Raw genomic sequence first — 20,488 nt, 5'->3', positions numbered from 1 at the left:
TCCATGTCGCCGTCTTTGGAGAAGCTACCGGGCCTGCGTATTCTTGTCGCCGAAGACTTGGCGCTCATTCTCCTGGAGATGGAGGACATGCTCAGCGAGATCGGATGCGAGATCGTCGGTCCGGTAGCCACTGTCGAAACGGCTTTTGCAGCGATCCGCCAGAACGACCTGGACAGCGCGCTTCTGGATATGAGTCTGCATGGTGAGCGCATCACCCCGATTGCCGAAGAGTTTCTCGCGAGAGGAGTGCGCAGGCGCCGCGGCGACGGCAAGCTGTTTCGACAGCCCATGCCAGACGAGGCCGAGTCTCTCGCCGACATGGTAGAAACGACCGGTTCGGCGTAGCCCCATGCGTATGGCACACATTCTTTGCCAGTGGCGTCATCTTGGAGTCGAGGGCCGTCCGGCATATTAAAGGCCCATTGCAACGATCCTATTCGCGACCTCAGCTCCTGTGCTCGGGGTTTTCAAAATCGAAACGGCATCCTGCCGACCACGCCTTGCGGTCGTTGCCATGGTTGGGAAGACCGCCGGCATCCTTCAGCATCCGCGCCATGTGCATCAAGTTCCAGGTCATGATCGTGGTGTTGCGCTGCGTGAACTCGTTGTCGAGTCCTGCACCGTCGTCGCCATAGCTCGGGCCGGGCCCTGCCTCGCCGATCCAGCCGCAATCAGCCTGCGGCGGGATCGCGTAGCCCAGATGCGACAGCGAATAGAGCACGTTCATCGCCACGTGCTTGATCCCGTCTTCATTGCCGGTGACCACTACGCCGCCGGTCTTGCCGTAGAAGATGGATTGCCCCTTGTCGTTCAGAAGCCCGGACATGGCGTAGAGACGTTCTATCAGCAGCCGGCAGACTGAGGATTGCTCGCCCAGCCAGATCGGCGTGCCGATGACGAGTATTTCCGCCGCCTCCACCTTGCGCCACAGATCGGGCCAGTCGTCATGGTCCCAGCCATGCTCGCGCATGTCGGGTTGCACGCCGAAGGCGATGGAGTGCGCGGTCATGCGGATCTCTTCCACTTCGACGCCGCTCTTGCGCATGATTTCGGCCGATGTGCCCAGCAACAGCGATGTGTGTGACGCCTGGCCCGGATGCTTCAACGTGCAATTGAAGAACACAGCGCGCAGATCGGAGAAGACGGTTTGGTTCTCCTCGCACAGGGTGGCTTGTTTTTCGCTCAGGTCCATGGGGCCTCTTTTCGTCAAATCGCAGGACCTTTGCGGGCTGGGTCACTGCCCGAGAAGTTCGCGCTGCTTGGCCAAGTCGAAATGATAGGCCTGACCTCAATCAGTTGAGGTCCGCGTCCGTCGTGAACAGATAGTCCTCACCTTCTGCCGAGGAGTGGCAGCTGATGCAGCCCTGAGCCATCCCCGCTATGGGCGCCCTCTGGGGTCTGGTCGAGGGAGCCGTCCGGGAGGTATTTGGCCCAGAACCAGTTGCCGGACTCGGGCGCATAGTCTTCTGCTCGGCGGAACATGATCGTCACCGCGGCGAGATGGTCGCCGGGACTACCGAGCACCTGATCTACAGTGACGCCTTCCGGGCCATAGTTGCGCTTGATCACCAGCATGCCTGTGTGACCGTCAACCGTCGCGTCCGTATAGAACGTCTCCAGCATCATGCCGTGTGGATCCCCGTCCCCGGATAAGGGAAGGCTTGAACAGCGTCGTCCCCTGCCAAGTTTCGTTCCTGCATGCTCTGCCAGAGCTCGCTGGCGTAGTCCTGATCTTCCTGACCGCCGAAATCCTGTGCGATCGCGGCGGTTACCACGAGGCTCAGCGCACTCCCGATCATCATCAGCCTCATGTGGGGTCCTCCTCTTGTTCGGCCGTGACTGAGGCCATAAGGCCCAACGCGCAAAAGGCAGTTTTGTTGCAGTCGCTGCAAAATGTCGGAGCGGCCGCGCGTCCAGGTATGGAACCTCGGCGCGCGTAAGGCATTTTACAGCACATGCTGCAAAACGGCGGAGGAGCACTTTGGCGCGCCCCAGAACATTTGATGAGTCTGCTGCCCTGGACCAGGTCGTTCGACTGTTCTGGATGCGCGGATATGAGGCGACCTCAGTACGAGACCTCGAAGGCGCAACCGGCATCGGCATGACGAGCCTTTACAACGCGTTCGGAGGCAAGCGCCAAATCTTCCGTTCTGCCTTGGACCGTTACTCCGAGCAGCGAACCCGTCGCTGCCTCGACGAGATCGAGCACTTGGCCTCGCCGGCGGACCGCATCAGAACTTTTGTCGCGCGCGTCATCGAAGCGGCGCTGGATGATCCGGATCGTATGGGTTGCCTCGTGATCAACACGGCGGTCGAACTCGGCCCGCATGACGAGGAAATCTCGGAGATCGTCGCCGATCACCTCGCCGAGGTCGAAGCTTTCTTCCGGCGCAACTTCGCAGCTGCTCAGAAGGCGGGAGACGCGGACCCGAACATCTCGCCCGAGGATGCGGGGCGCTCCTTCAGCGCTCTAATGTTCGGACTGCGTGTGCTGGCGCGTACGCGCCCTGAGCGCAAGATGATGGAGGGAGCGGCACGGCCGCTTTTGGCGCTCCTGCGAGAGGGCGACCGCGTCTCTGCCGATCATGCAACCATCCAAAATGCAGCACCGGAGAATACTCATGCTGGACGATGCTAAATTGATGCCCGGAAACCCGATGCCGACGATGGCCCTGCCGCTGGTGATCGGCGGCGAGGCGAAACTCGGCGGCGGCAGGTCCTCGGCGCTGTTGGATGGCTGATTGCGCTCCGGCCCGCCCATCGCCAGGAAGACCAGAGCGGACAGCCCCCATCAGCACCGCCGCGACGCCAAGGACGGCGGCGAAGGACAGGGGAAACGTCAGTGCACATAAAAGGTGACCCGGGCCACGACGTCGTTATAGGGCACACCTACGATGCCGCACCAGCATAATATCCGCTTGGAGAGAACGCTTTCGGGCCCTTGGCAGGTGAACAGCCCTCCCGAATAACCCTCGAAAATGGAAAATTCGGCCGCAGCCGGATCGGGAGACGCCTTTCGCGAGGGCAAGTGGCGGAGAAGAAGGGATTCGAACCCTCGATACCGTTTCCGGTATACTCCCTTAGCAGGGGAGCGCCTTCGACCACTCGGCCACCTCTCCGTTAGCGCCTGACTAGTGTCAGTAGCCCGGCAATGCAAGATTTTTTTGTCGAATTCCGGGAATTCCTCCCATTTTCGTCCGGCCCGGGAGGGGCGCGCCATCGAAACAGGCGCTTCGTCCTCGCAGGCCATCGGTTCGTCCGCGGCAAGGCTGAAGCAAGGACGATTGCGGAACTTAACCGCCGTTACTTCCCCGATCGCCGCTCCTGGCAGAGGCGAAGGCGCTGTATGTCCCGAGGCACACGATGTCGATGATCATGCATCTCGCGCAAAGCGGATCCGGCCGGTCGTCCGGAACCTATCCCCATTATGCCGTGGAACGGCCCTGCCGCATTCTCGTCATCGGCAGCCAGTTGAAGGCGAAAACCAGGTATCAGGCGCTTCTGCGCCATATATCCATCGGCGGCGCCATGCTCGATTTCAACGCCGCGATCTTGCTGCCGAAGCACTTTTTCCTGGAGATCGACGGCTTCAGCGAGGAAATCGGCTGCGCGGAAGTGTACCGAAACGGAGCCGAACTTGGCGTTCGCTTCAACATGCTGCTTGCACAGGAGTTCCTGAGACAGCTGATCCGCATGCAGTATGCAAGCGGCCTGTAGGTCGCGCTGCGCGGAAGGGCAGCCGGCGTCGGCAGGAAAGCGGCGCTCATTAGATTTCTATTGAATATCTTCAAGTGATTGCAAGATTGCTGGCGGAGACTGACGGTCGGCCTTCGCGGTACGTTTGCGAAAGGCGCCGGCAAATGACTTGTCGGATTTTCAACTCCATGAGCCCGATCGGAGAGACAGGGAGCGCGTCGGCAGAAGCCGCGACGCCCTTGCCATGTCGGCGCTCCATTTGCCGGAGCAGATGCATGCTGCAGTCGACGATGTATTCGCTTGTCCCTTCGCCGCTCTATGACGAGCGCCACGAGCGCTTTGCCATCGCCCATGCCGGAACGCTGATGGCGGTACAGCCGGGGCTTGGCGGAGTGTCCATACGCGCCTGCAGGATGATCGAAATCTCGCGTGGCGGCGCGCGCTTTTCCGTCGGAACCACGATCGGCTTGCCGCTGCACTATTATCTCCACGTCGTCGGAACGAATCGGCGCATCGGCTGTGCCGAGATCCACCGGGCGGGCGATAAGATAGCTGTGCAGTTCATCAAGGTGATCGATGAGACCTTCCTGCACGAGATCGTCCGCCTCGACTACTTTACCGGGGAAAGCCGGAGCGTCAGAACGGCGACGGGCACCTATCGCCCGATGGCCCCGGCGCGCCCCTTCTTCTTCGGCGCGGACAAAAGCAACTGAGCTTTCGGAGCCACCTTTCTTTCGAGGGGCGATTCCGGTTCCCGTTCTTATGGGATAAGTTCCGGGCGCATTTCGAACGGGGTTGTCCATATGTCCGCCTTCTCGCGTTTCACGCCGCTCATCCAGTCCTTGCCCGCCACCATTCCCTTCGTCGGCCCGGAGGCCATCGAACGGCAGCGCGGCCGCCGCGTCGCCGCCCGAATCGGCGCCAATGAGAGCGGGTTCGGCCCGGCACCGTCGGTGCTGCTTGCGATGCAGGCGGCGGCCGGTGAAACGTGGAAATATGCGGATCCTGAAAATTACGACCTGAAACAGGCGCTTGCCGCCCATCTCGGTGTGCCGGCGGCCAATGTCGCCATCGGCGAAGGCATCGACAGCCTGCTCGGGCAGATCGTCCGTCTCGTCATCGAGCCCGGTGCGCCGGTCGTCACCTCGCTCGGAGGTTACCCGACCTTCAACTATCACGTTGCGGGCCATGGCGGCCGGCTGGTGACGGTACCCTATGCGGCCGACCGGGAAGACCTGGAGGGGCTGCTTGCGGCCGTGAAGCGGGAGAACGCGCCGCTCGTCTATTTCGCCAATCCCGACAACCCGATGGGCAGTTGGTGGTCGGCCGATCGCGTCGTCGATTTTGCTGCCGACTTACCGGAAACGACGCTACTCATCCTCGACGAGGCCTATAGCGAAACGGCCCCGCCGGAGTCGGTCCCACCGGTCGAAAGCCTGATCGATCGACCCAATGTGATTCGCACCCGCACCTTCTCCAAGGCCTATGGGCTTGCCGGTGCGCGCGTCGGCTACGCGCTGGCGACAGCCGGCACCGCCCAGGCCTTCGACAAGATCCGCAACCATTTCGGCATGAACCGAGTGGGCGTTGCGGCGGCAATCGCAGCACTGGCAGATCAGGCCTATCTCACTGATGTCACTCGGAGGATCACGAACTCACGCGACCGGATCGCGGCAATTGCCCGGGACAACGGCCTGGCTCCGCTTGCCTCCGCGACGAATTTCGTTGCCGTCGATTGCGGCCGCGACGCGGGCTATGCCAGAGCGATCGTCGAAAGGCTGATGAGCGACCACGGCGTCTTCATCCGCATGCCGGGTGTGGCGCCGCTCAATCGCTGCATTCGGATCAGCGCCGGGCCGGATGCGGAGATGGACCTGCTTGCGGCCTCGCTTCCCGCCATCCTCGAGAGCCTAAACTGAACGGTGATGCCACCTGAGTTGCACGTCAGTGCATCGTCATCCATTCGCGCGCCGCGCGGAGCGCGGCGGCAAGCTCGGTCTTGCTCATGGTGGCCGCAAGGTCGGCGCGAAGGCCCGCGGCGCGGTCCGAACCCTTGATGGCGGCGATATTCAACCACTTATGGGCAGCGACCAGATCGACAGGCCTGCCGCGGCCGGTTGCATAGGCAAGGCCCATTTCACAGAGGGCGTCGGCCCGATTGTCGCCGCCCATCGCGGCATCCGAAACGATCTGCATGTCAAAGCGTGCCATTGTCTTGTCCCTGTCTTCGTTGGCCATTGGTGCGCCGCCATCGTGTGGCGCACCTGGCTTATCGTCTTTGTTGATCCCTGTTTTCGCATGCCCTTGGCGGGCTTCCCGGAGGCGCACCGTCTTTTCGCAGCGTCGCTTCCGCTTTTTTCGGCCGGGTATTCCCCCGCTCGTCTTATGGCTCCGAATATGACCGAGCCCCTTCAACAGGCGCTTAAAACGCATGCTTAATTTGCCGCAAACAAAGTTCAAATACTTGGTAAATTTGGATTTTCGTTAAGCATCACAACGCCCGGAACTGAGGCAATTCGCCCAAAATTTTACGAAATCTTCAATCTCGGATTTCAACCAAACGCTAACCACGAAACAGGAGCCCGTCCGCTTACGTCGCGCGCCGCTTCGCCAATGAACCCGCGTCCCGGGTATATTTACCTTTACGTGCCCGTAAGCTATTGTCGCGATGATCAGGCGGCGTGGAGGCTGCCCGTCTTTGTGGAGGAACTTGAATGATTCGCACTTTGCTCGTCAGCGCGGCACTCGCCCTTGCCGCGGCAGGCTCTGTCCTGGCCGCCGAGCCGATCGTCGGCAACTGGAAGACCGCCAGCGGCGCCACGGCGGAAATCGCCCCCTGCGGCGGCTCCTTCTGCGTCACGCTGAAGACGGGAAAGCATGCGGGAAAGCGCATCGGCAACCTTGCCGGGGCAGGCGGCAACTATAGCGGCGAAATTACGGATCCGGAAAACGACAAGACCTATGGCGGCTCGGGCTCGGTCGACGGCAATTCGCTGAAGATGAAGGGCTGCGTGCTGAAGGTGCTTTGCAAGTCTCAGACCTGGACTCGTCTGTAGATCGCTCAATCGGGATGAATATAGACCCTTCCCGCAGGGGGGGTTTCCGGACCGCGCCGTCTTCGCCCATGTCGTTCCTTTGCAACTAGCCTTAAGATATTGAAATTGCTGATCGCCGCGGGCGCCTAGCCCCTCCCCCTTGTGGGGAGGGGTGTGCCTGTTTAGCGGGCGCGCTGGCCGAACAGGATCTTCTGGGCTTCCTTGTCCTCCGCAAGGCTCTTCTGGCGGGCTCGCTCTTCCTTGCCGACCTCGATCGCCGTTTTGACCGCCGGGCGAGCGAGCATCGTCTCGAACCAGGGCTTCAGATTCGGGAAATCATTGAGATCCTGCCCCTGGTTCTCGTGCGGGATCACCCAGCCGATCGCAGCCATGTCGGCGATGGAATAATCGCCGGCGAGGAAGCGCCGGTCGGCGAGGCGCTTGTCCATCACACCATAGAGGCGGTTCACTTCATTCGTGTAGCGCTCGATGCCATAGGCTATCCGTTCCGGTGCATATTGCCGGAAATGATGGGCCTGCCCCGCCATGGGGCCGAGACCGCCGACCTGCCAGAAGAGCCATTGCTCGACCTCGACGCGGGCACGCTCGTCGCTCGGATAGAACTTGCCGTATTTGCGGCCGAGATATTGCAGGATCGCACCCGACTCGAACACCGAGATCGGCTCGCCGCCGGGGCCCTCGGGATCGACGATCGCCGGCATGCGGTTATTGGGCGAGATCTTCAGGAAATCCGGCGCGAACTGGTCGCCCCGGCCGATATTGACGTATTTGACCACGTAGGGGACGCCGAGTTCCTCCAGCATGATGGTGATCTTCCAGCCGTTCGGTGTCGGCCAGTAATAAAGCTCGATCGGAGCCGTCATCGGCGATCTCTCCTCAGGTTCATGGAAAGTCACACGTAGGAACGCGCGCCGCGCGAGGCAAGGGGTCCCCCTTCAACCAAGATGAACGGCAGATGAATGTGTACCTCAGCAAGAATTCAGTTTGGTTGTGCGAAAAGACGCTCAATCGTTTTGACAGCGCCTCCAGCCCACGGACAGAAACATGGATATCCTCGCCCGCCGCCTCACCATAATAAGCCTGCTGATGGTCGTCTTCGCAATGTCGCTCGCTGCGGCCGTCGGTGCCGACACCGAGCGTCGCCGCCAGAACACCTATCTCGGCTCGCTGACCGATTGCACCGCGCATACTGCGCAATACTGCCAGGCCAAACTTTAAGGCGGGACAGGATGTGAGCGGCCTTCCCCCGCTTGCACCGCCCCAACGCACCAGGATCAGGGAAATGTCCGCTTTCGTCTCCTCCGCCATCCTTGCACTCCGGCTCCTGTTCGTCACGGGGCTGCTGATGGCGCCGATCGGAGCGGTCGCCTACAACAAGGCCAGCACCTCCGGCATCGGCAAGAACGGCGCCGGCTTCGTCCTCTTCATGACGCTCCAGCGCCAGGCTATGAGCTGATCATCGAGTCGTCGTCTCACACATTCCCACCTGCTCCCTCTTGCGCTTCATGCCGCTCTCCGCTCCTTGTCACCTTGTAAAAGGAGCAAGCCATGCCCGCATTCGCCATCTACCTCCTTGCAGCACTTACCGAAATCGCCGGCTGCTTCGCCTTCTGGGCATGGCTCCAGCTCGGTAAGTCCGCCTGGTGGCTCATACCCGGCATGGGCTCGTTGGCGCTCTTTGCCTGGCTCCTGACCATGATCGATACGGCAGCTGCCGGGCGCGCCTATGCCGCCTATGGTGGCGTATACATCGCCACCTCGCTCTTCTGGCTTTGGGTCGCCGAGGGCATCAGGCCCGACCGGTGGGACTTGACCGGCATGGCGGTGGCACTTGCCGGCAGCGCGATCATTCTCGCGGGCCCCCGCTAGCGCGGCATGAGGAAAGTGTGCGCGGCATTCCGCCCGCATCGCGCGCAAACTTCTTATATTCGACCACGTTTATGATTTGGGTCGATCCGACCTAAAATCATCGTGATCTAGCGCAACCCGAAAATCGGACCCGCTTCTCGGAAAGCTCGATGCGAAAATAGCGTTACAACGGCTTTTGCGAGTCTTGAAAGACGCGCGGCGGCGAATAAACCGCCCATCTTGTCGTTTGCTTGTCAGAAGCCCCAGCCTATAATGCAACATGGACAAACGAATCTCTTCAAATTCCGCCCTCTCCATTGCCACTCCTGAAGCCTTCGAGCCGCGAACCTTCGACAATCCGGCCGATGCCGTCGATTGCCTGGAGGCACTCTATGAGCGCAATACCCGCTTCCTTCGCGAGGCTTTCGAGGGGCTAGGAAAGAACGGCAGGCCGCTTACGCGTTTCCGCGCCTGCTATCCGCAGGTCAGCATCGAGACCAGCAGCTTCGGCCATGTCGATTCGAGGCTATCCTTCGGCTATGTCAGCGCGCCCGGCGTCTATACGACGACGATCACGCGCCCTCGGCTCTTCCGTCACTATCTCAAGGAACAGCTCGGGCACCTGATCCGCAACCACGGGCTCAGCGTCATCGTGTCCGAATCGGCGACTCCCATTCCGCTGCACTTCGCCTTCGGCGAGAACGCGCATGTCGAGGCTTCGGCTGCCGAGGGCATCGACATTCCACTGCGCGACCTCTTCGATGCGCCGGATATCACCATCACCGACGACGAGATCGCCAACGGCTCCTATGAGCCGGGGCCCGGCGAGCCCTCCCCGCTCGCCCCCTTCACGGCCCAGCGCATCGACTATTCGCTTGCGCGCCTCACCCATTACACGGCGACCAGCGCCACGCATTTCCAGAACTTCGTCCTCTTCACGAACTATCAGTTCTATATCGACGAGTTCTGCGCCTGGGCACGCCAGCAGATGGCCGAAGGCGGCAATGGCTATACGGCCTTCATCGAGCCCGGCAACATCATCACGCCGGCAGGTGCCGACAGACCCGAGGCCGATTATTCGCTTGCCCGCCTGCCGCAAATGCCGGCCTATCACATAAAGAAGAAGGGCCATGGCGGCATCACCATGGTCAATATCGGCGTCGGCCCCTCCAACGCCAAAACCATCACCGACCACATCGCGGTGCTGAGGCCGCATGTCTGGCTGATGCTCGGCCATTGCGCCGGCCTACGCAACAGCCAACGGCTTGGAGACTACGTGCTCGCCCATGCCTATATGCGCGAAGATCACGTGCTGGACGACGACCTGCCCGTCTGGATTCCGCTGCCGGCACTGGCGGAGGTACAGGTCGCGCTGCAGGACGCGGTGGCAGAGGTGACGGGCTACAAGGGCTACGATCTCAAGCAGATCATGCGCACTGGCACCGTCGCCACGATTGACAACCGCAATTGGGAACTGCGCGACCAGCGTGGTCCGGTCAAGCGCTTATCCCAGGCGCGCGCCATCGCGCTCGACATGGAATCGGCGACGATCGCCGCCAATGGCTTCCGCTTCCGCGTGCCCTACGGCACTCTGCTCTGCGTGTCCGATAAACCGCTGCATGGCGAATTGAAACTGCCGGGCATGGCAACCGCCTTCTACCGGACCCAGGTGAGCCAGCATCTGAAGATCGGCATTTTGGCTCTGCAGAAACTCGCGGCGATGCCGCCGGAGAAGCTACACTCACGCAAACTCAGAAGCTTTTACGAAACGTCGTTCCAGTAGAAGTTTTGTTTTATGGATGCCGTCTGGCGCAAAACCGCTTCTTGGGCGATATGCATCAGGCCTTCGGCTTCAGCGCCAGCGATAACAGGGTGCCGGCCACTGCCGAGACGACGACAATCAGGTGCGTGTTGACGCTCGCGCGGGCGAGCATGCCGAGCGTGGCGGGATCGCCGGCTGCGCCGAAGGAGATCGCACCGGCAACGATCGCTGCCGCATAGGTGCCGACGCCTGCCGGCCCATGCACAGGGAGAGCCGACGACAGTTCGCCTCCGAGCGCCCCTCCGAAGGAGGCGGCAAAGGGCACCACGCCCATGATGGCGAGCACCCAGGCGAGAATCACCACCTTGACGGCCCAATTCAGCATCGTCATCGCCCAGGCCCGCAGGAATGCCGGAACATGTTCCGGCAGACCGGCCTCGACCTCCGCGAAATAGGGCGCAATCCTACCGGGCATCAAGCGGCGCGCGACGGCAAGAACCCTGGCCCTCAGCAGAAAAAATCCGAGTGGTGAGAAGAAGGCCAGCAGCCAGAGGACCCACCAGCCCGCCTGCTGACTAGCCCCGAGCAGGCCGATCGCCGCCACGATGACGAGCGCGTGCAGATCGAGCAGCCGCATGACGAGCAGCGCCGAGGTGCCACGCAACAGCGGAACGCCGAATTCGGTGCGCATCAGCAACGGAAAGCTCGTTTCCCCGGCTCTGAAGGGCAGCATGATGTTGAGGAGATTATGGGTCTGCGTAACGCGCAGAAGCGTCAGGAACCGACCGCGAGTCTGTTCGGGGAAGTAATCGTAGATGCGGTAGCAGCGTACGAAGTAGGTGGCGATGAGGAGCGCCAGCGCCGAGAGTATGGGCGTTGCCCCGACCTCGGCCCATTGCCGCATCAAGCTGAGCCATCCCCAGACCCACTCGACGAAGACGGCATAGGCCGAGACAGCGGCCATGGAAATCAGTCCCATGCGGTTGCGCATAAGCCACGACTGCCGACGGAACTGTCGGACCGAATTCATGAGATGCCGATTTCCTCTACCCGTGCAATGCGAATCCTTGTTGGTTACTAACGTCAACTGTGCAAGAAAGCCAGTAACGGAACACCGGAGAAGCCGCTCTTGAACAAGTTGGAAGAACCCGCGCATGCAATGGCTGCCGTTCTGGAGGCCGCTGAGCTTTCTATCGTCGTGCCGGTGTTCAACGAGGAGGAAAGCGTTCAGCCGCTCGTCAGCCGTATCCGCGGGGCAATGGCCGGATTCGAAAAGGCATGGGAACTGATCCTGGTGGACGACGGCAGTACCGACCGGACCCTGCCGAATGCGCGCAACGAGCTCTTGCAACCGGGCCTGCGGTTGAAAATAATCGAGTTGCAAAAGAACTTTGGCCAGACGGCCGCGATGCAGGCGGGGATCGATGCCGCGGGCGGCCGATTGATCGCGACGCTCGACGGCGACCTGCAAAATGAACCCAAGGACATTCCCGCGATGGTCGCGGCGATCGAGGAGCGGGAACTCGATCTGCTGGTCGGCTGGCGGAAGCATCGCCGGGACGGACTCCTGCTTCGAAAGATTCCCTCCTGGTGCGCCAATTTCTTGATCGGCAAGATCACCGGCGTAAAGCTCCACGACTATGGCTGCAGCCTGAAAATTTACCGCAGCGCGGTGATCAAGCAGGTGAAGCTCATGGGCGAAATGCATCGCTTCATCCCCGCCTGGGTGGCCGGTGTCGTACCCAGCAGCCGGATCGGCGAGATGCCCGTGACGCATCACGCCCGCCACTTCGGCGCCTCCAAATACGGGATCTCGCGGACGTTCCGCGTGATCCTCGACCTGCTCGCAGTTCTGTTCTTCATGCGCTACAAGGCGCGCCCCGGCCACTTCTTCGGCTCAATCGGCCTTGCTGCCGGCAGCCTGAGCGCGCTTATCCTCGCATACCTCGCCTTCGACAAGTTCATTCTCGGCAACGATATCGGCAACCGCCCGATGCTGATGGTTGGCGTCATGCTGTTCCTCTCCTCGGTCCAACTCATCACGACCGGTATTCTCGCGGAGATGATGGCGCGCGCCTATTTCCGGGATGATGGAACGACAGGTTACATCGTGCGGCAGGTCTTCGAGCAGGAACCGCCGCATGCTTGACGTCGTCGAACGGCGGCCGAATTCGGTTTTCCTCGCATTGGCAGGCTATTTTCTGCTGTGCATCGCCTTGCGGCTGACGATCTCGAATTCGCTCGAGATCGACGAATCGGAGCAGGCGTTCCTGTCGCAGTTTCTGCAGCTTGGATACGGGCCGCAGGCGCCGTTCTACAATTGGCTGCAATATGGACTCTCTCAAGCGATCGGCCCGTCGCTCGCTACTATGACGCTGCTCAAGAACGGACTGTTGTTTCTCTCATGCCTTTTCTACGGGCTTGCCGCCCGTCTCGTTCTTCGGGACCCGCGCCTGGCGGCAATGGCAATGCTTGGCGTCTTGAGCCTGCCACCGGTCTTTCTGCTTGCGCAACGGGATCTGTCGCACACGGTGGCCGCGCTTTTTGCCGTTTCGCTCTTCCTCTATGGCTTCCTTCGAACGCTCACGCGCCCGAGCCTTGCCGCCTATCTCCTGACCGGCCTCGCCGTAGGCATCGGCGCGATCTCGAAATATAATTTCGTCCTGGTTCCTGTCGCGGCGATCCTCGCCATCCTGCCGGAACGCGACCTGCGCGCCCGCATCTTCGACTGGCGGATCCTGGCGGCGATCGCCGTGGCCGCTCTGATCGCGCTCCCTCATGGGATTTGGGTTCTGCAAAATCTCGACGCGGCCTCGGCCGGGACCTTAAACGAAATGAAAGAACGCGAGGCTGAAGGACGTCTTCTTCAGGCGTTCCACGGCGTCTCGGGGCTCGTTTTCGCAGTGATCGACGGCAGTTTCGTCACCCTCATCCTGTTTGGCCTTGTCATTCGCGGCAAAGTTCTCTTGGTGTGGCAGGCTGAAAGCCTGTGGACACGCATCGTCGGCCGGACCATTGCGCTTTCTCTCCTGGCGGTGCTCCTGATCGTGCTCGGCGTCGCGGCGACCCACATCCGCGAGAAATGGCTGGTTCTCTATCTGCTCCTGCTTCCGCTCTATCTCTGCCTCAAGATCGAGGCGGCGAAGATCGATCCGATGCCGGGTTTCAGGTTGTTTGCGCCGCTGATTGCGACAATCGTGCTTGGAGCACTCATCATCGTCTCCGCCCGCGCCGTCGTGCGACCCTGGTTCGGCAATTACTCGCGATTGAACATACCCTACGCCCGTTTTGCAGAGGCGCTCGAAAAGTCGGAGGGGCAACAACCCGCTTTCGTGCTCACCAACGACAAGCAGGTCGCGGGGAACGTCCGCACGCAGTTCGCCGACGCGACGGTGGCCATGCCCTCGCGCATGGACTGGATCGCAGTCGAAGCCGCGAAGCGGCCGCTTCTGGTGGTCTGGCATGACAAGGCGGATGCGGAGCCGCAAGTGCCCGGTACGCTCAAACCGGCGCTAAAGCAAATGGGCGTGGCCATGTCCGGCGTGACGCCGCAAGAACTCTCCCTGCCCTATCTGTACGGCTCCAAGGCCGACCGGTACGGATTTCGCTATATCTGGGTCGACGAATAGCCGGGAACGGGCAAGTCGCCACTACCCGTGCCAACGAGCAGCTTCAGTTCGCCCGGATGGATGCGAAGGGAGACATCGCGCTGTGCGATCGGGAGCAGTTCGCCGTCGATGACGCAATTGATCTTGCGATCCACCTTGGGAAAGTGCAGATCGACCGCGAGCGCGCTCATTTCTGTGATCAGCGGGCTCGCCCGGAAGCGCCCGCGCAGGATATCGAAGGCCAATTTGATGACGCCGGCGGAGGTCAAGGGGGGTGCTGTGTAGAAGCCGAGGTGGCCGGCCGTCACGTTGTCCGCATACATCAGCGTCGCGTGGCCGAAATGGTTGTTCGAAACCGAGATATGCGAGACGTGCCGGACTTCGCGATGGCCGTCGGCGTCGAACTCGATCTCGAAATCCGGCGGATTGAGAACGACGCCTACGGCGGCGCGCGTGCTGGCGCCGATTTTCCCGATCCGAGAGGCAAAGTGATAGGCGTTGCGGTAGCGCACCAGGCGCGCGTGAAGCCCCATCGTGAATTGATTCACGAAGGCCCGGCCGTCGGCACTGCCGATGTCACCATCGATGATCGTTCCTTTTGCCAGCACCTCCGGTACTTTCCAGATATCGAGCGGCAGTTTCAGCGAGCGGGCGAAGAGGTTCATGGTGCCTGCAGGGATAATGCCGAGCGGCATGCCGCTTCTCCAGGCGACGCCGGCCGCGGCGGAGATCGTGCCGTCGCCGCCGCCCGCAATGATCGCATCGAGATCGCCGCGCCGGCAAGCCGTCTCTAGTGCCGGGATTATCCCCTCTGCCGGTACGATAGCTATCTCTATGCTGTGCCCCGCGGCATGGAAGGCTTCCTCGACCGCCCTGCCATAGGTCTCCATATCGGTCGTGCGGAATGTTCCCCCATCGCGATTGAAGACGGCTCTAATCTTCATGAATGGCCACTGTCTCCGTTAGCCGAGGCATCTGCTTGCATCCTCTTAAATCGAGGTCGATTTAAGGAGACATGCAGTCAACATCTCAGATAAGCGCTGCGGCAGCCGCTTCCAGAGGTGAGGCGCGATCGAACTCGGCCTGCGATGCCTTTCCGAGTGGCGTCGGCATTACGCGATCGCCTCACAGAGGACGTTTTCATCGCCCCAGTTTTTCAGGGCCATGATTACAGATCTCAGGCTTTCACCCTTGGGCGTCAGGGCATAGTCGACGCGCGGCGGCACGACCGGAAAGACCGTGCGCGACAGAAGGCCGGCCTCCTCCAGCTCACGCAACTGCTTCGTCAGCATGCGCTGCGTGATGCTCGGCAACCGCCGGCGCAACGCGTTGAAACGCAGAGTTCCGTCGACCATCAAATGATAGAGGATCACGCCCTTCCATTTGCCGTCGATGAAACTCAGCGCCGCCTCTACCGGGCAGCCGGGGAATTTGTTCGTCAGCTTCTGACGCGGGCGAGACATGACAGTATCCTTTTCGACATTATGGGCTGAATTTGTGCATTCTTGCGACTGGCGACCGTAATCGTCATCTAGCTCCTGTTCAATTTGTAAAGGAGCATTTCATGCGCGCTGTCGCTTACAGGACATCCCAACCGATCACAGCCGAAACCTCATTGATCGATATCGAACTGCCGGCCCCAACGGCCGAGGGCCACGATCTGCTCGTCGAGGTCAGGGCCGTCTCGGTCAATCCCGTCGACGTGAAAGTCCGGGCAGGCGTGGAACCGGAGCCCGATCAGCCGAAAGTTCTCGGTTGGGACGCCGCCGGCGTGGTCAAGGCTGTCGGACGCGAGGTCACGCTCTTCCGGCCGGGTGACGAGGTGTTCTATGCCGGCGCCATCGATCGCCCCGGCACCAATGCTGAGTTCCACCTCGTCGACGAGCGAATCGTCGGACACAAGCCGAAATCACTTGACTACGCCGCTGCCGCGGCCCTGCCGCTGACCGCGATCACCGCCTGGGAAGCCCTGTTCGACCGGCTCAGAGTCAATGACCCCGTACCGGGCGCAGCAAATGCGGTGCTGATCGTCGGCGGGGCCGGTGGCGTCGGCTCTATCGCCATCCAGCTTTTGCGGGCGCTGACCGATCTCACCGTGATCGCAACCGCGTCCCGGCCTGAAACCCGTGAATGGGCACTGACACTCGGAGCGCATCACGTGCTGGATCATGGACGCCCGCTTGCTGCGGAGGTCGATCAACTCGCCCTCGGCGCCCCGGCCTTCGTATTCTCGACGACCCATACGGACAGGCACATCGATGAAATCGTGAAGCTCATTGCGCCGCAGGGACGTTTTGCTCTCATCGACGACCCGGCCGTTCTCGACGTGATGCCGTTCAAGCGCAAATCGGTCTCGACCCATTGGGAGATGATGTTTGCCCGTTCGCTGTTCAAAACGCCCGACACAATCGAGCAGCACAAGCTCCTGCACCGGGTGGCCGAACTCGTCGACGCCGGGAAGATCCGTACGACCCTGACGGAAACCCTCGGCCCGATTGATGCGGCGACCCTCAAGAAGGCACATCGGATGATCGAAACCGACCGCACGCGCGGCAAGCTGGTGCTGGCCGGTTTCTGACGCGCGGAAGAAGGAAAGACCTGCCGGCAGCGGATTTAGCCGCCGGCAGGTCGGGCCGTTACAGCGCCGCGCGTCTTTTCAGACGCGCAAAGGTCGCTGTAATTCTTTGAATCTGCGCGTCACCCTTCTGAAAATCGGCTCCGATTTCAGGCCGATCCGTTAGCGGGATGGAAGCTTCAATGGGCCGGCGGTCTTGATCGTGCGTATGGCGAAATTAGAACGGATATCGGTCACACCGGGCAGGGCCAGCAGGGTTTCGGTCAGCAGTTTCTCATAGGCCGCGAGATCCTCGACGACGACCTCGGCGAGGAAATCGGCATTCCCGGAAATCAGGAAGCAAGAAACAACCTCAGGAACGGCGAGCAGCGCCTCCTGCTGCAGGCGCGCATTTTCCTGGCTGTGCTGCCCGACCTTGATTTCGACGAAGACCGTCAGGCCCAGCCCGACCTGCTGGCGATCTATGTCGGCGCGATAACCGCGCAGCACACCGGATTTCTCAAGATTGCGGATGCGCCTCAAACAGGGCGACGGGGAAAGATTGACGCGTTCGGCGATCTCGACATTGGTCGCGCGCGCATCCTCCTGCAGGATCCTTAGGATGGCAATATCGAATCTGTCGAGATTTGGCATATTCAGCCTGATAATCCGGAGCAGTTGGCAGATAATTGCCAATAATAAGTCCAGAGAGGCACAAATAGCAAGGACATGCCCTCGCCGTCGGCGCTAACCTCCACGCCTGAAGCATCGACGCTGGAGGAACTGGATCATGGTTGCGCTGACACTCGAACGGCATTCGCAGGCGCCCGCCGCCGGCTATGCCGGCGCCTTTGTTACGGTATTGATCTGGGCGGGCTGGATCCTCGCCACACGACACACGGCAGCGACTACGCTCGGCACGATCGATCTCGGGCTCATTCGCTACGGCATACCGTCGCTGGTACTTGCTCCCGTCTGGTTGCGACTCGGCCTTTTACCGAGAGGCTTGCCTCTTGGATTGCTCGCCTTGATGGTCGCCGGATCGGGCGCAGTTTTCTTTCAGGTTGCGGCTTTCGCCATTCATGCGACGCCGGCATCGTCGGTCGGCGTGCTCCTCGGCGGCTCGATGCCACTCGCGACGGCGATCATCGGGGCGACCTTCTTCGGGGAACGGCCGGACCGGATGCGGCTCATCGGCTTCGCGGCGATCATGGTCGGTGTCGCAATCCTGCTCGTTCGCGGTCTCGACACTGCCGATGCGTTCGCATGGGCGGGCTACCTGCTGCTACCCGGCGCCGGCGTTCTTTGGGCCGTCTATACACACGCATTCCGACGTTCTGGCCTAAGTGCCATCGAAGGCAGCGCGCTCATCGCCGCCTGGTCGTTCATCACCCATCTCCTCCTGGCGCTTTTCTTCGGAAGCACGCTCTCGGCCGTTCCCGCGCATGAGATCGGACTGCAGGTGATGAGCCAGGGCATTCTCTCCGGCCTCGTCGCGACGCTTGCCTATGGCCTCGCCGTCAGGTGCCTCGGCGGAACACAGGCTGCCGCCTTCACCGCCCTCACACCGGTGCTCGCAATGGTCGGCGGCGGAGTTCTTCTCGGCGAGGCAATCGGCCCCTTCGAAATCGCCGCCGCTATCGCAACAGCAACCGGCGTTGCCCTTTCGACCGGCATCCTCTCGCCTCGCCAGGGATAAACTGGAAAACAACAGCGGTCCGAGAGCGGAGTCTCGGACCGCCTGCCGTCCGCGCGGTTCAGCCGTGGACGATTTCGAGATGCCGCTGCAGACGGCGCCCATAGGCCTGGCTGACGCGGTCGAAGATGATGGCAATACCGACGATGGCCATGCCATTGAAAATGCCGAGCGTGAAGTACTGGTTGGCAATGGCCTTCAAGACCGGCTGGCCCAGGCCCTGAACGCCGATCATCGAGGCGATGACCACCATGGCAAGCGCCATCATGATCGTCTGGTTGATGCCGGCCATGATCGTCGGCAGCGCCAGCGGCATCTGGACGTTCTTCAACTTCTGCCAGTTGGAAGAGCCGAAGGCGTCCGCCGCCTCGAGCACATCCTTGTCGACCAGGCGAATGCCGAGATTGGTGAGGCGGATCATCGGCGGGATGGCGTAGATGACGACGGCGATCAGGCCCGGTACCTTGCCGATTCCGAGCAGCATCACCACCGGAATTAGGTAGACGAAGCTCGGCATCGTCTGCATCACGTCGAGCACCGGATTGACCACGCTCTGGAACCGGTCGGAACGCGACATGATGATCCCGATCGGGATGCCGATGGCGATCGACAGCACGGTACAGACGAAGATCATCGAGATCGTCTTCATCGTATCGTCCCACATGTCGAAATAGCCGATGGCCAGCATAGTGCCGATGCAGCCGGCGACGATCTTCCAATTGCGGCTCGCAAACCAGGCGATGACCGCGATCAGGATCAAAATGACCGGCCAGGGCGTACGCGTCAAAAAACGCTCGGACTGGATCAGGAAGAACTGCAGTGGTTCGAAAAAGCTCTCGATAGCGTCGCCGTAGGCGCGCGTGAAAGTCCGGAACCCGTCGTCGATCAGCTTTTTGAGTTGCCGAAGCCGATCGTCATCCATGTGTGGAAATTTGGTCAACCATTCCATCGCTCGATTCCCCTTCGCATATCGTCACAGCGGCACGCTCGTTCTTGTTATCTGCCGCTGCATCTCAGTCGGGCTGCCTCGCTAGCCGGGAGCCCATCAAAAGCGAGCGGCGCGCAAGCCGGCGCGCCGCTCCATATCAGAGCCGTGGATCAGAGGGCGGCCTTGACCTTCTCGGCGACTTCCGGGGAGACCCACTTGGTCCAGATCTCCTCATTCTCCTCAAGGAAGTGCTTGGCACCCTCCTCGCCGCTCGCCTGGTTGTCCGTCATCCAGGCCATCAGCTTGTTGACGACGTCGTTCTGCCAGGCGCGAGTGTTGAGGTAATCCATGACCGGTCCGGCGCGATCGGCGAACTCCTTCGTCACCAGCGTCTGAACCTTGTCCTTCGGCCAATCGTTCTTCTTCGGGTCCGGGCAATCCGCAACCGTGTTGCAGCGCTTCCACTCGGCGGGATCGGCGGGCACGCCGTGGTCGAGCTTAACCATTTCGTACTTGCCAAGCAGCGCCGTCGGAGCCCAGTAATAGCCCACCCAGCCTTCGTTACGCTCATAAGCCTTTGCGATCGAGCCGTCGAGGCCGGCGGCGGAACCGGTATCGACAAGCGTAAAGCCTGCCTTCTCGGCGTCATAGGCCTTGTAGAGCTGCGTGGTCACCACGGTACCGCCCCAGCCCTGCGGACCGTTGTAGATGGCGCCCTTGCTCGGATCTTCCGGATCCGGGAAGAGTTCCTTGTGCTTCAGCACGTCGTCGATCGTCTTGATGTCCGGATGCTCGTCGGCGATGTATTTCGGCATCCACCAGCCCTGGACGCCGCCGTCGGAAAGCGCAAGCGCCGCGCCGACGATCTTGCCTTCCTCGAGACCGCGATTGACAACATCCGGCAGAAGATCGACCCAGCCTTCCGGCGCGATGTCCGGCTCGCCCTTCTCGATCATCGAGGTGATGGTCGGCACGGTATCGCCAACGACCAGTTCGGCGTTGCAACCATAGCCTTCCGTCAAGATGAACTTGTCGATATTCGCAAGAACCTCGGCACTCTGCCAGTTCATGTTGGCGATCGTCACATCGCCGCATTCCGCTGCCGAGGCAGCGCTGCCCAGCCCGAGCAGGCCAGCGGCAAGAAATGTCGTCGCAAGAAGTTTCTTCATCTTAGGTTCCCTCTGTTGTGACGGTGTGTTTTGCAACGGGCTGCTCGCCCCACCGCCGCGGCGGACATCGGAACAACGCTTGCTCCAGTCCAAGGATCTTGACGCAGCCAGTTGCAAGCCATCAATCCATCCTCACGATCAACGGCCATCGCCATTGATAGCGAGTCTTTC

General features: G+C 61.2%; 25 protein-coding genes and 1 tRNA gene. 14 read left to right on the top strand and 12 right to left on the bottom strand.

What is annotated here, in order from left to right:
• Nucleotides 1-3 precede the first annotated feature (3 nt).
• Entirely contained in the window at nt 4-345 is a 342-nt protein-coding gene (locus tag SJ05684_RS03320) for a response regulator (protein ID WP_050979978.1), read from the top strand.
• Between the two features lie 100 nt (nt 346-445).
• On the opposite strand, the gene SJ05684_RS03315 is transcribed toward SJ05684_RS03320, so the two are convergent.
• The 3 genes from SJ05684_RS03315 to SJ05684_RS30190 all read right to left on the bottom strand — a co-directional run bounded on the left by SJ05684_RS03315 (nt 446) and on the right by SJ05684_RS30190 (nt 1,811).
• Nucleotides 446-1,192, bottom strand: coding sequence for a flavodoxin family protein (locus tag SJ05684_RS03315; protein WP_034854320.1), 747 nt, complete (start codon nt 1,190-1,192; stop codon nt 446-448).
• A 137-nt stretch (nt 1,193-1,329) separates the two neighbouring features.
• Nucleotides 1,330-1,626: a hypothetical protein gene (locus tag SJ05684_RS30195; protein ID WP_202947459.1), complete on the bottom strand. Its 297-nt coding sequence runs from the start codon at nt 1,624-1,626 to the stop codon at nt 1,330-1,332.
• A complete protein-coding gene (locus SJ05684_RS30190) occupies nt 1,623-1,811 on the bottom strand; it encodes a hypothetical protein (protein WP_202947460.1) in 189 nt (62 codons plus the stop codon). The genes SJ05684_RS30195 and SJ05684_RS30190 overlap by 4 nt, the downstream gene beginning before the upstream one ends.
• A gap of 170 nt (nt 1,812-1,981) precedes the next feature.
• Here SJ05684_RS30190 and SJ05684_RS03305 point away from each other — a divergent pair, with 170 nt between their 5' ends.
• Nucleotides 1,982-2,638 carry a TetR/AcrR family transcriptional regulator gene (locus SJ05684_RS03305; protein ID WP_050979979.1) on the top strand — a complete coding sequence of 219 codons (657 nt, stop codon included), beginning with the start codon at nt 1,982-1,984 and terminating at the stop codon, nt 2,636-2,638.
• Between the two features lie 391 nt (nt 2,639-3,029).
• Here the strand turns inward: SJ05684_RS03305 and SJ05684_RS03300 are convergent.
• Nucleotides 3,030-3,119, bottom strand: a tRNA-Ser gene (locus tag SJ05684_RS03300).
• A 244-nt stretch (nt 3,120-3,363) separates the two neighbouring features.
• On the opposite strand from SJ05684_RS03300, the gene SJ05684_RS03295 reads away from it, so the two are divergent.
• The 3 genes from SJ05684_RS03295 (at nt 3,364) to SJ05684_RS03285 (ending at nt 5,615) form a co-directional block, all read left to right on the top strand.
• The gene (locus tag SJ05684_RS03295; protein ID WP_034854321.1) at nt 3,364-3,717 is read left to right on the top strand and encodes a hypothetical protein; all 354 of its coding nucleotides are present in this window, start codon (nt 3,364-3,366) and stop codon (nt 3,715-3,717) included.
• A gap of 254 nt (nt 3,718-3,971) precedes the next feature.
• Nucleotides 3,972-4,409 carry a hypothetical protein gene (locus SJ05684_RS03290; protein WP_050979980.1) on the top strand — a complete coding sequence of 146 codons (438 nt, stop codon included), beginning with the start codon at nt 3,972-3,974 and terminating at the stop codon, nt 4,407-4,409.
• Nucleotides 4,410-4,499: 90 nt separating this feature from the next.
• Nucleotides 4,500-5,615: a pyridoxal phosphate-dependent aminotransferase gene (locus tag SJ05684_RS03285; protein ID WP_034854322.1), complete on the top strand. Its 1,116-nt coding sequence runs from the start codon at nt 4,500-4,502 to the stop codon at nt 5,613-5,615.
• A 25-nt stretch (nt 5,616-5,640) separates the two neighbouring features.
• Here the strand turns inward: SJ05684_RS03285 and SJ05684_RS03280 are convergent, their stop codons facing one another.
• Nucleotides 5,641-5,907 carry an SEL1-like repeat protein gene (locus SJ05684_RS03280; RefSeq protein ID WP_034854355.1) on the bottom strand — a complete coding sequence of 89 codons (267 nt, stop codon included), beginning with the start codon at nt 5,905-5,907 and terminating at the stop codon, nt 5,641-5,643.
• 503 nt (nt 5,908-6,410) lie between these two features.
• Between SJ05684_RS03280 and SJ05684_RS03275 the strand changes: the two genes are divergently transcribed.
• Nucleotides 6,411-6,752, top strand: coding sequence for a DUF2147 domain-containing protein (locus tag SJ05684_RS03275; protein ID WP_034854323.1), 342 nt, complete (start codon nt 6,411-6,413; stop codon nt 6,750-6,752).
• 161 nt (nt 6,753-6,913) lie between these two features.
• Here the strand turns inward: SJ05684_RS03275 and SJ05684_RS03270 are convergent, their stop codons facing one another.
• Entirely contained in the window at nt 6,914-7,615 is a 702-nt protein-coding gene (locus tag SJ05684_RS03270) for a glutathione S-transferase family protein (protein WP_034854324.1), read from the bottom strand.
• 181 nt (nt 7,616-7,796) lie between these two features.
• On the opposite strand from SJ05684_RS03270, the gene SJ05684_RS03265 reads away from it, so the two are divergent.
• The 4 genes from SJ05684_RS03265 to SJ05684_RS03250 all read left to right on the top strand — a co-directional run bounded on the left by SJ05684_RS03265 (nt 7,797) and on the right by SJ05684_RS03250 (nt 10,383).
• A complete protein-coding gene (locus tag SJ05684_RS03265) occupies nt 7,797-7,970 on the top strand; it encodes a hypothetical protein (RefSeq protein WP_034854325.1) in 174 nt (57 codons plus the stop codon).
• A gap of 64 nt (nt 7,971-8,034) precedes the next feature.
• Complete coding sequence (locus SJ05684_RS03260) at nt 8,035-8,208, top strand: hypothetical protein (RefSeq protein ID WP_034854326.1); 174 nt, start codon at nt 8,035-8,037, stop codon at nt 8,206-8,208.
• A gap of 92 nt (nt 8,209-8,300) precedes the next feature.
• Complete coding sequence (locus SJ05684_RS03255; protein ID WP_034854327.1) at nt 8,301-8,621, top strand: YnfA family protein; 321 nt, start codon at nt 8,301-8,303, stop codon at nt 8,619-8,621.
• A gap of 259 nt (nt 8,622-8,880) precedes the next feature.
• Complete coding sequence (locus tag SJ05684_RS03250) at nt 8,881-10,383, top strand: AMP nucleosidase (protein WP_095694197.1); 1,503 nt, start codon at nt 8,881-8,883, stop codon at nt 10,381-10,383.
• A gap of 55 nt (nt 10,384-10,438) precedes the next feature.
• Here the strand turns inward: SJ05684_RS03250 and SJ05684_RS03245 are convergent, their stop codons facing one another.
• Nucleotides 10,439-11,392: a lysylphosphatidylglycerol synthase domain-containing protein gene (locus SJ05684_RS03245; protein WP_034854329.1), complete on the bottom strand. Its 954-nt coding sequence runs from the start codon at nt 11,390-11,392 to the stop codon at nt 10,439-10,441.
• 99 nt (nt 11,393-11,491) lie between these two features.
• Here SJ05684_RS03245 and SJ05684_RS03240 point away from each other — a divergent pair, with 99 nt between their 5' ends.
• A complete protein-coding gene (locus SJ05684_RS03240) occupies nt 11,492-12,511 on the top strand; it encodes a glycosyltransferase family 2 protein (protein WP_244426625.1) in 1,020 nt (339 codons plus the stop codon).
• Complete coding sequence (locus SJ05684_RS03235; protein ID WP_034854330.1) at nt 12,504-13,991, top strand: ArnT family glycosyltransferase; 1,488 nt, start codon at nt 12,504-12,506, stop codon at nt 13,989-13,991. Before SJ05684_RS03240 ends, SJ05684_RS03235 begins: the two co-directional genes overlap by 8 nt.
• Here SJ05684_RS03235 and SJ05684_RS03230 read toward each other — a convergent pair.
• Complete coding sequence (locus SJ05684_RS03230; RefSeq protein WP_050979981.1) at nt 13,970-14,914, bottom strand: diacylglycerol/lipid kinase family protein; 945 nt, start codon at nt 14,912-14,914, stop codon at nt 13,970-13,972. The two genes, SJ05684_RS03235 and SJ05684_RS03230, sit on opposite strands and share 22 nt — an antisense overlap.
• Before the next feature lie 168 nt (nt 14,915-15,082).
• The gene (locus SJ05684_RS03225; protein ID WP_050979982.1) at nt 15,083-15,433 is read right to left on the bottom strand and encodes a winged helix-turn-helix transcriptional regulator; all 351 of its coding nucleotides are present in this window, start codon (nt 15,431-15,433) and stop codon (nt 15,083-15,085) included.
• 101 nt (nt 15,434-15,534) lie between these two features.
• Here SJ05684_RS03225 and SJ05684_RS03220 point away from each other — a divergent pair, with 101 nt between their 5' ends.
• Nucleotides 15,535-16,548, top strand: a complete 1,014-nt coding sequence (locus tag SJ05684_RS03220) for a zinc-binding alcohol dehydrogenase family protein (RefSeq protein ID WP_034854331.1) — start codon at nt 15,535-15,537, stop codon at nt 16,546-16,548.
• A gap of 159 nt (nt 16,549-16,707) precedes the next feature.
• On the opposite strand, the gene SJ05684_RS03215 is transcribed toward SJ05684_RS03220, so the two are convergent.
• On the bottom strand, nt 16,708-17,178 hold the full coding sequence (locus SJ05684_RS03215) for an Lrp/AsnC family transcriptional regulator (protein ID WP_034854332.1): 471 nt from the start codon (nt 17,176-17,178) through the stop codon (nt 16,708-16,710).
• A gap of 136 nt (nt 17,179-17,314) precedes the next feature.
• Here SJ05684_RS03215 and SJ05684_RS03210 point away from each other — a divergent pair, with 136 nt between their 5' ends.
• Nucleotides 17,315-18,223 carry a DMT family transporter gene (locus SJ05684_RS03210; RefSeq protein WP_034854333.1) on the top strand — a complete coding sequence of 303 codons (909 nt, stop codon included), beginning with the start codon at nt 17,315-17,317 and terminating at the stop codon, nt 18,221-18,223.
• 58 nt (nt 18,224-18,281) lie between these two features.
• On the opposite strand, the gene SJ05684_RS03205 is transcribed toward SJ05684_RS03210, so the two are convergent.
• Together SJ05684_RS03205 and SJ05684_RS03200 are read right to left on the bottom strand one after the other, a co-directional pair.
• Complete coding sequence (locus SJ05684_RS03205; protein ID WP_095694196.1) at nt 18,282-19,169, bottom strand: ABC transporter permease; 888 nt, start codon at nt 19,167-19,169, stop codon at nt 18,282-18,284.
• Nucleotides 19,170-19,318: 149 nt separating this feature from the next.
• On the bottom strand, nt 19,319-20,317 hold the full coding sequence (locus SJ05684_RS03200; protein ID WP_034852519.1) for an ABC transporter substrate-binding protein: 999 nt from the start codon (nt 20,315-20,317) through the stop codon (nt 19,319-19,321).
• Between the last annotated feature and the right edge of the window lie 171 nt (nt 20,318-20,488).

Origin of the sequence: Sinorhizobium sojae CCBAU 05684 (assembly GCF_002288525.1) — a bacterium.
Lineage (GTDB): Bacteria > Pseudomonadota > Alphaproteobacteria > Rhizobiales > Rhizobiaceae > Sinorhizobium > Sinorhizobium sojae.
The sequence above is the reverse complement of the archived record's forward strand: the minus strand, read 5'-3'. Positions and strand labels throughout refer to the sequence as shown.

Bases quoted from the DNA above. Each gene is read 5' to 3' on its own strand.
- SJ05684_RS03235 (WP_034854330.1), top strand. From the start codon at position 12,504: ATGCTTGACGTCGTCGAACGGCGGCCGAATTCGGTTTTCCTCGCATTG.
- SJ05684_RS30195 (WP_202947459.1), bottom strand. From the start codon at position 1,626: ATGATGCTGGAGACGTTCTATACGGACGCGACGGTTGACGGTCACACA.
- SJ05684_RS03270 (WP_034854324.1), bottom strand. From the start codon at position 7,615: ATGACGGCTCCGATCGAGCTTTATTACTGGCCGACACCGAACGGCTGG.
- SJ05684_RS03200 (WP_034852519.1), bottom strand. From the start codon at position 20,317: ATGAAGAAACTTCTTGCGACGACATTTCTTGCCGCTGGCCTGCTCGGG.
- SJ05684_RS30190 (WP_202947460.1), bottom strand. From the start codon at position 1,811: ATGAGGCTGATGATGATCGGGAGTGCGCTGAGCCTCGTGGTAACCGCC.
- SJ05684_RS03220 (WP_034854331.1), top strand. From the start codon at position 15,535: ATGCGCGCTGTCGCTTACAGGACATCCCAACCGATCACAGCCGAAACC.
- SJ05684_RS03260 (WP_034854326.1), top strand. From the start codon at position 8,035: ATGTCCGCTTTCGTCTCCTCCGCCATCCTTGCACTCCGGCTCCTGTTC.
- SJ05684_RS03315 (WP_034854320.1), bottom strand. From the start codon at position 1,192: ATGGACCTGAGCGAAAAACAAGCCACCCTGTGCGAGGAGAACCAAACC.
- SJ05684_RS03215 (WP_034854332.1), bottom strand. From the start codon at position 17,178: ATGCCAAATCTCGACAGATTCGATATTGCCATCCTAAGGATCCTGCAG.
- SJ05684_RS03280 (WP_034854355.1), bottom strand. From the start codon at position 5,907: ATGGCACGCTTTGACATGCAGATCGTTTCGGATGCCGCGATGGGCGGC.
- SJ05684_RS03250 (WP_095694197.1), top strand. From the start codon at position 8,881: ATGGACAAACGAATCTCTTCAAATTCCGCCCTCTCCATTGCCACTCCT.
- SJ05684_RS03290 (WP_050979980.1), top strand. From the start codon at position 3,972: ATGCTGCAGTCGACGATGTATTCGCTTGTCCCTTCGCCGCTCTATGAC.
- SJ05684_RS03275 (WP_034854323.1), top strand. From the start codon at position 6,411: ATGATTCGCACTTTGCTCGTCAGCGCGGCACTCGCCCTTGCCGCGGCA.
- SJ05684_RS03210 (WP_034854333.1), top strand. From the start codon at position 17,315: ATGGTTGCGCTGACACTCGAACGGCATTCGCAGGCGCCCGCCGCCGGC.
- SJ05684_RS03205 (WP_095694196.1), bottom strand. From the start codon at position 19,169: ATGGAATGGTTGACCAAATTTCCACACATGGATGACGATCGGCTTCGG.
- SJ05684_RS03285 (WP_034854322.1), top strand. From the start codon at position 4,500: ATGTCCGCCTTCTCGCGTTTCACGCCGCTCATCCAGTCCTTGCCCGCC.
- SJ05684_RS03230 (WP_050979981.1), bottom strand. From the start codon at position 14,914: ATGAAGATTAGAGCCGTCTTCAATCGCGATGGGGGAACATTCCGCACG.
- SJ05684_RS03245 (WP_034854329.1), bottom strand. From the start codon at position 11,392: ATGAATTCGGTCCGACAGTTCCGTCGGCAGTCGTGGCTTATGCGCAAC.
- SJ05684_RS03295 (WP_034854321.1), top strand. From the start codon at position 3,364: ATGTCGATGATCATGCATCTCGCGCAAAGCGGATCCGGCCGGTCGTCC.
- SJ05684_RS03255 (WP_034854327.1), top strand. From the start codon at position 8,301: ATGCCCGCATTCGCCATCTACCTCCTTGCAGCACTTACCGAAATCGCC.
- SJ05684_RS03320 (WP_050979978.1), top strand. From the start codon at position 4: ATGTCGCCGTCTTTGGAGAAGCTACCGGGCCTGCGTATTCTTGTCGCC.
- SJ05684_RS03225 (WP_050979982.1), bottom strand. From the start codon at position 15,433: ATGTCTCGCCCGCGTCAGAAGCTGACGAACAAATTCCCCGGCTGCCCG.
- SJ05684_RS03265 (WP_034854325.1), top strand. From the start codon at position 7,797: ATGGATATCCTCGCCCGCCGCCTCACCATAATAAGCCTGCTGATGGTC.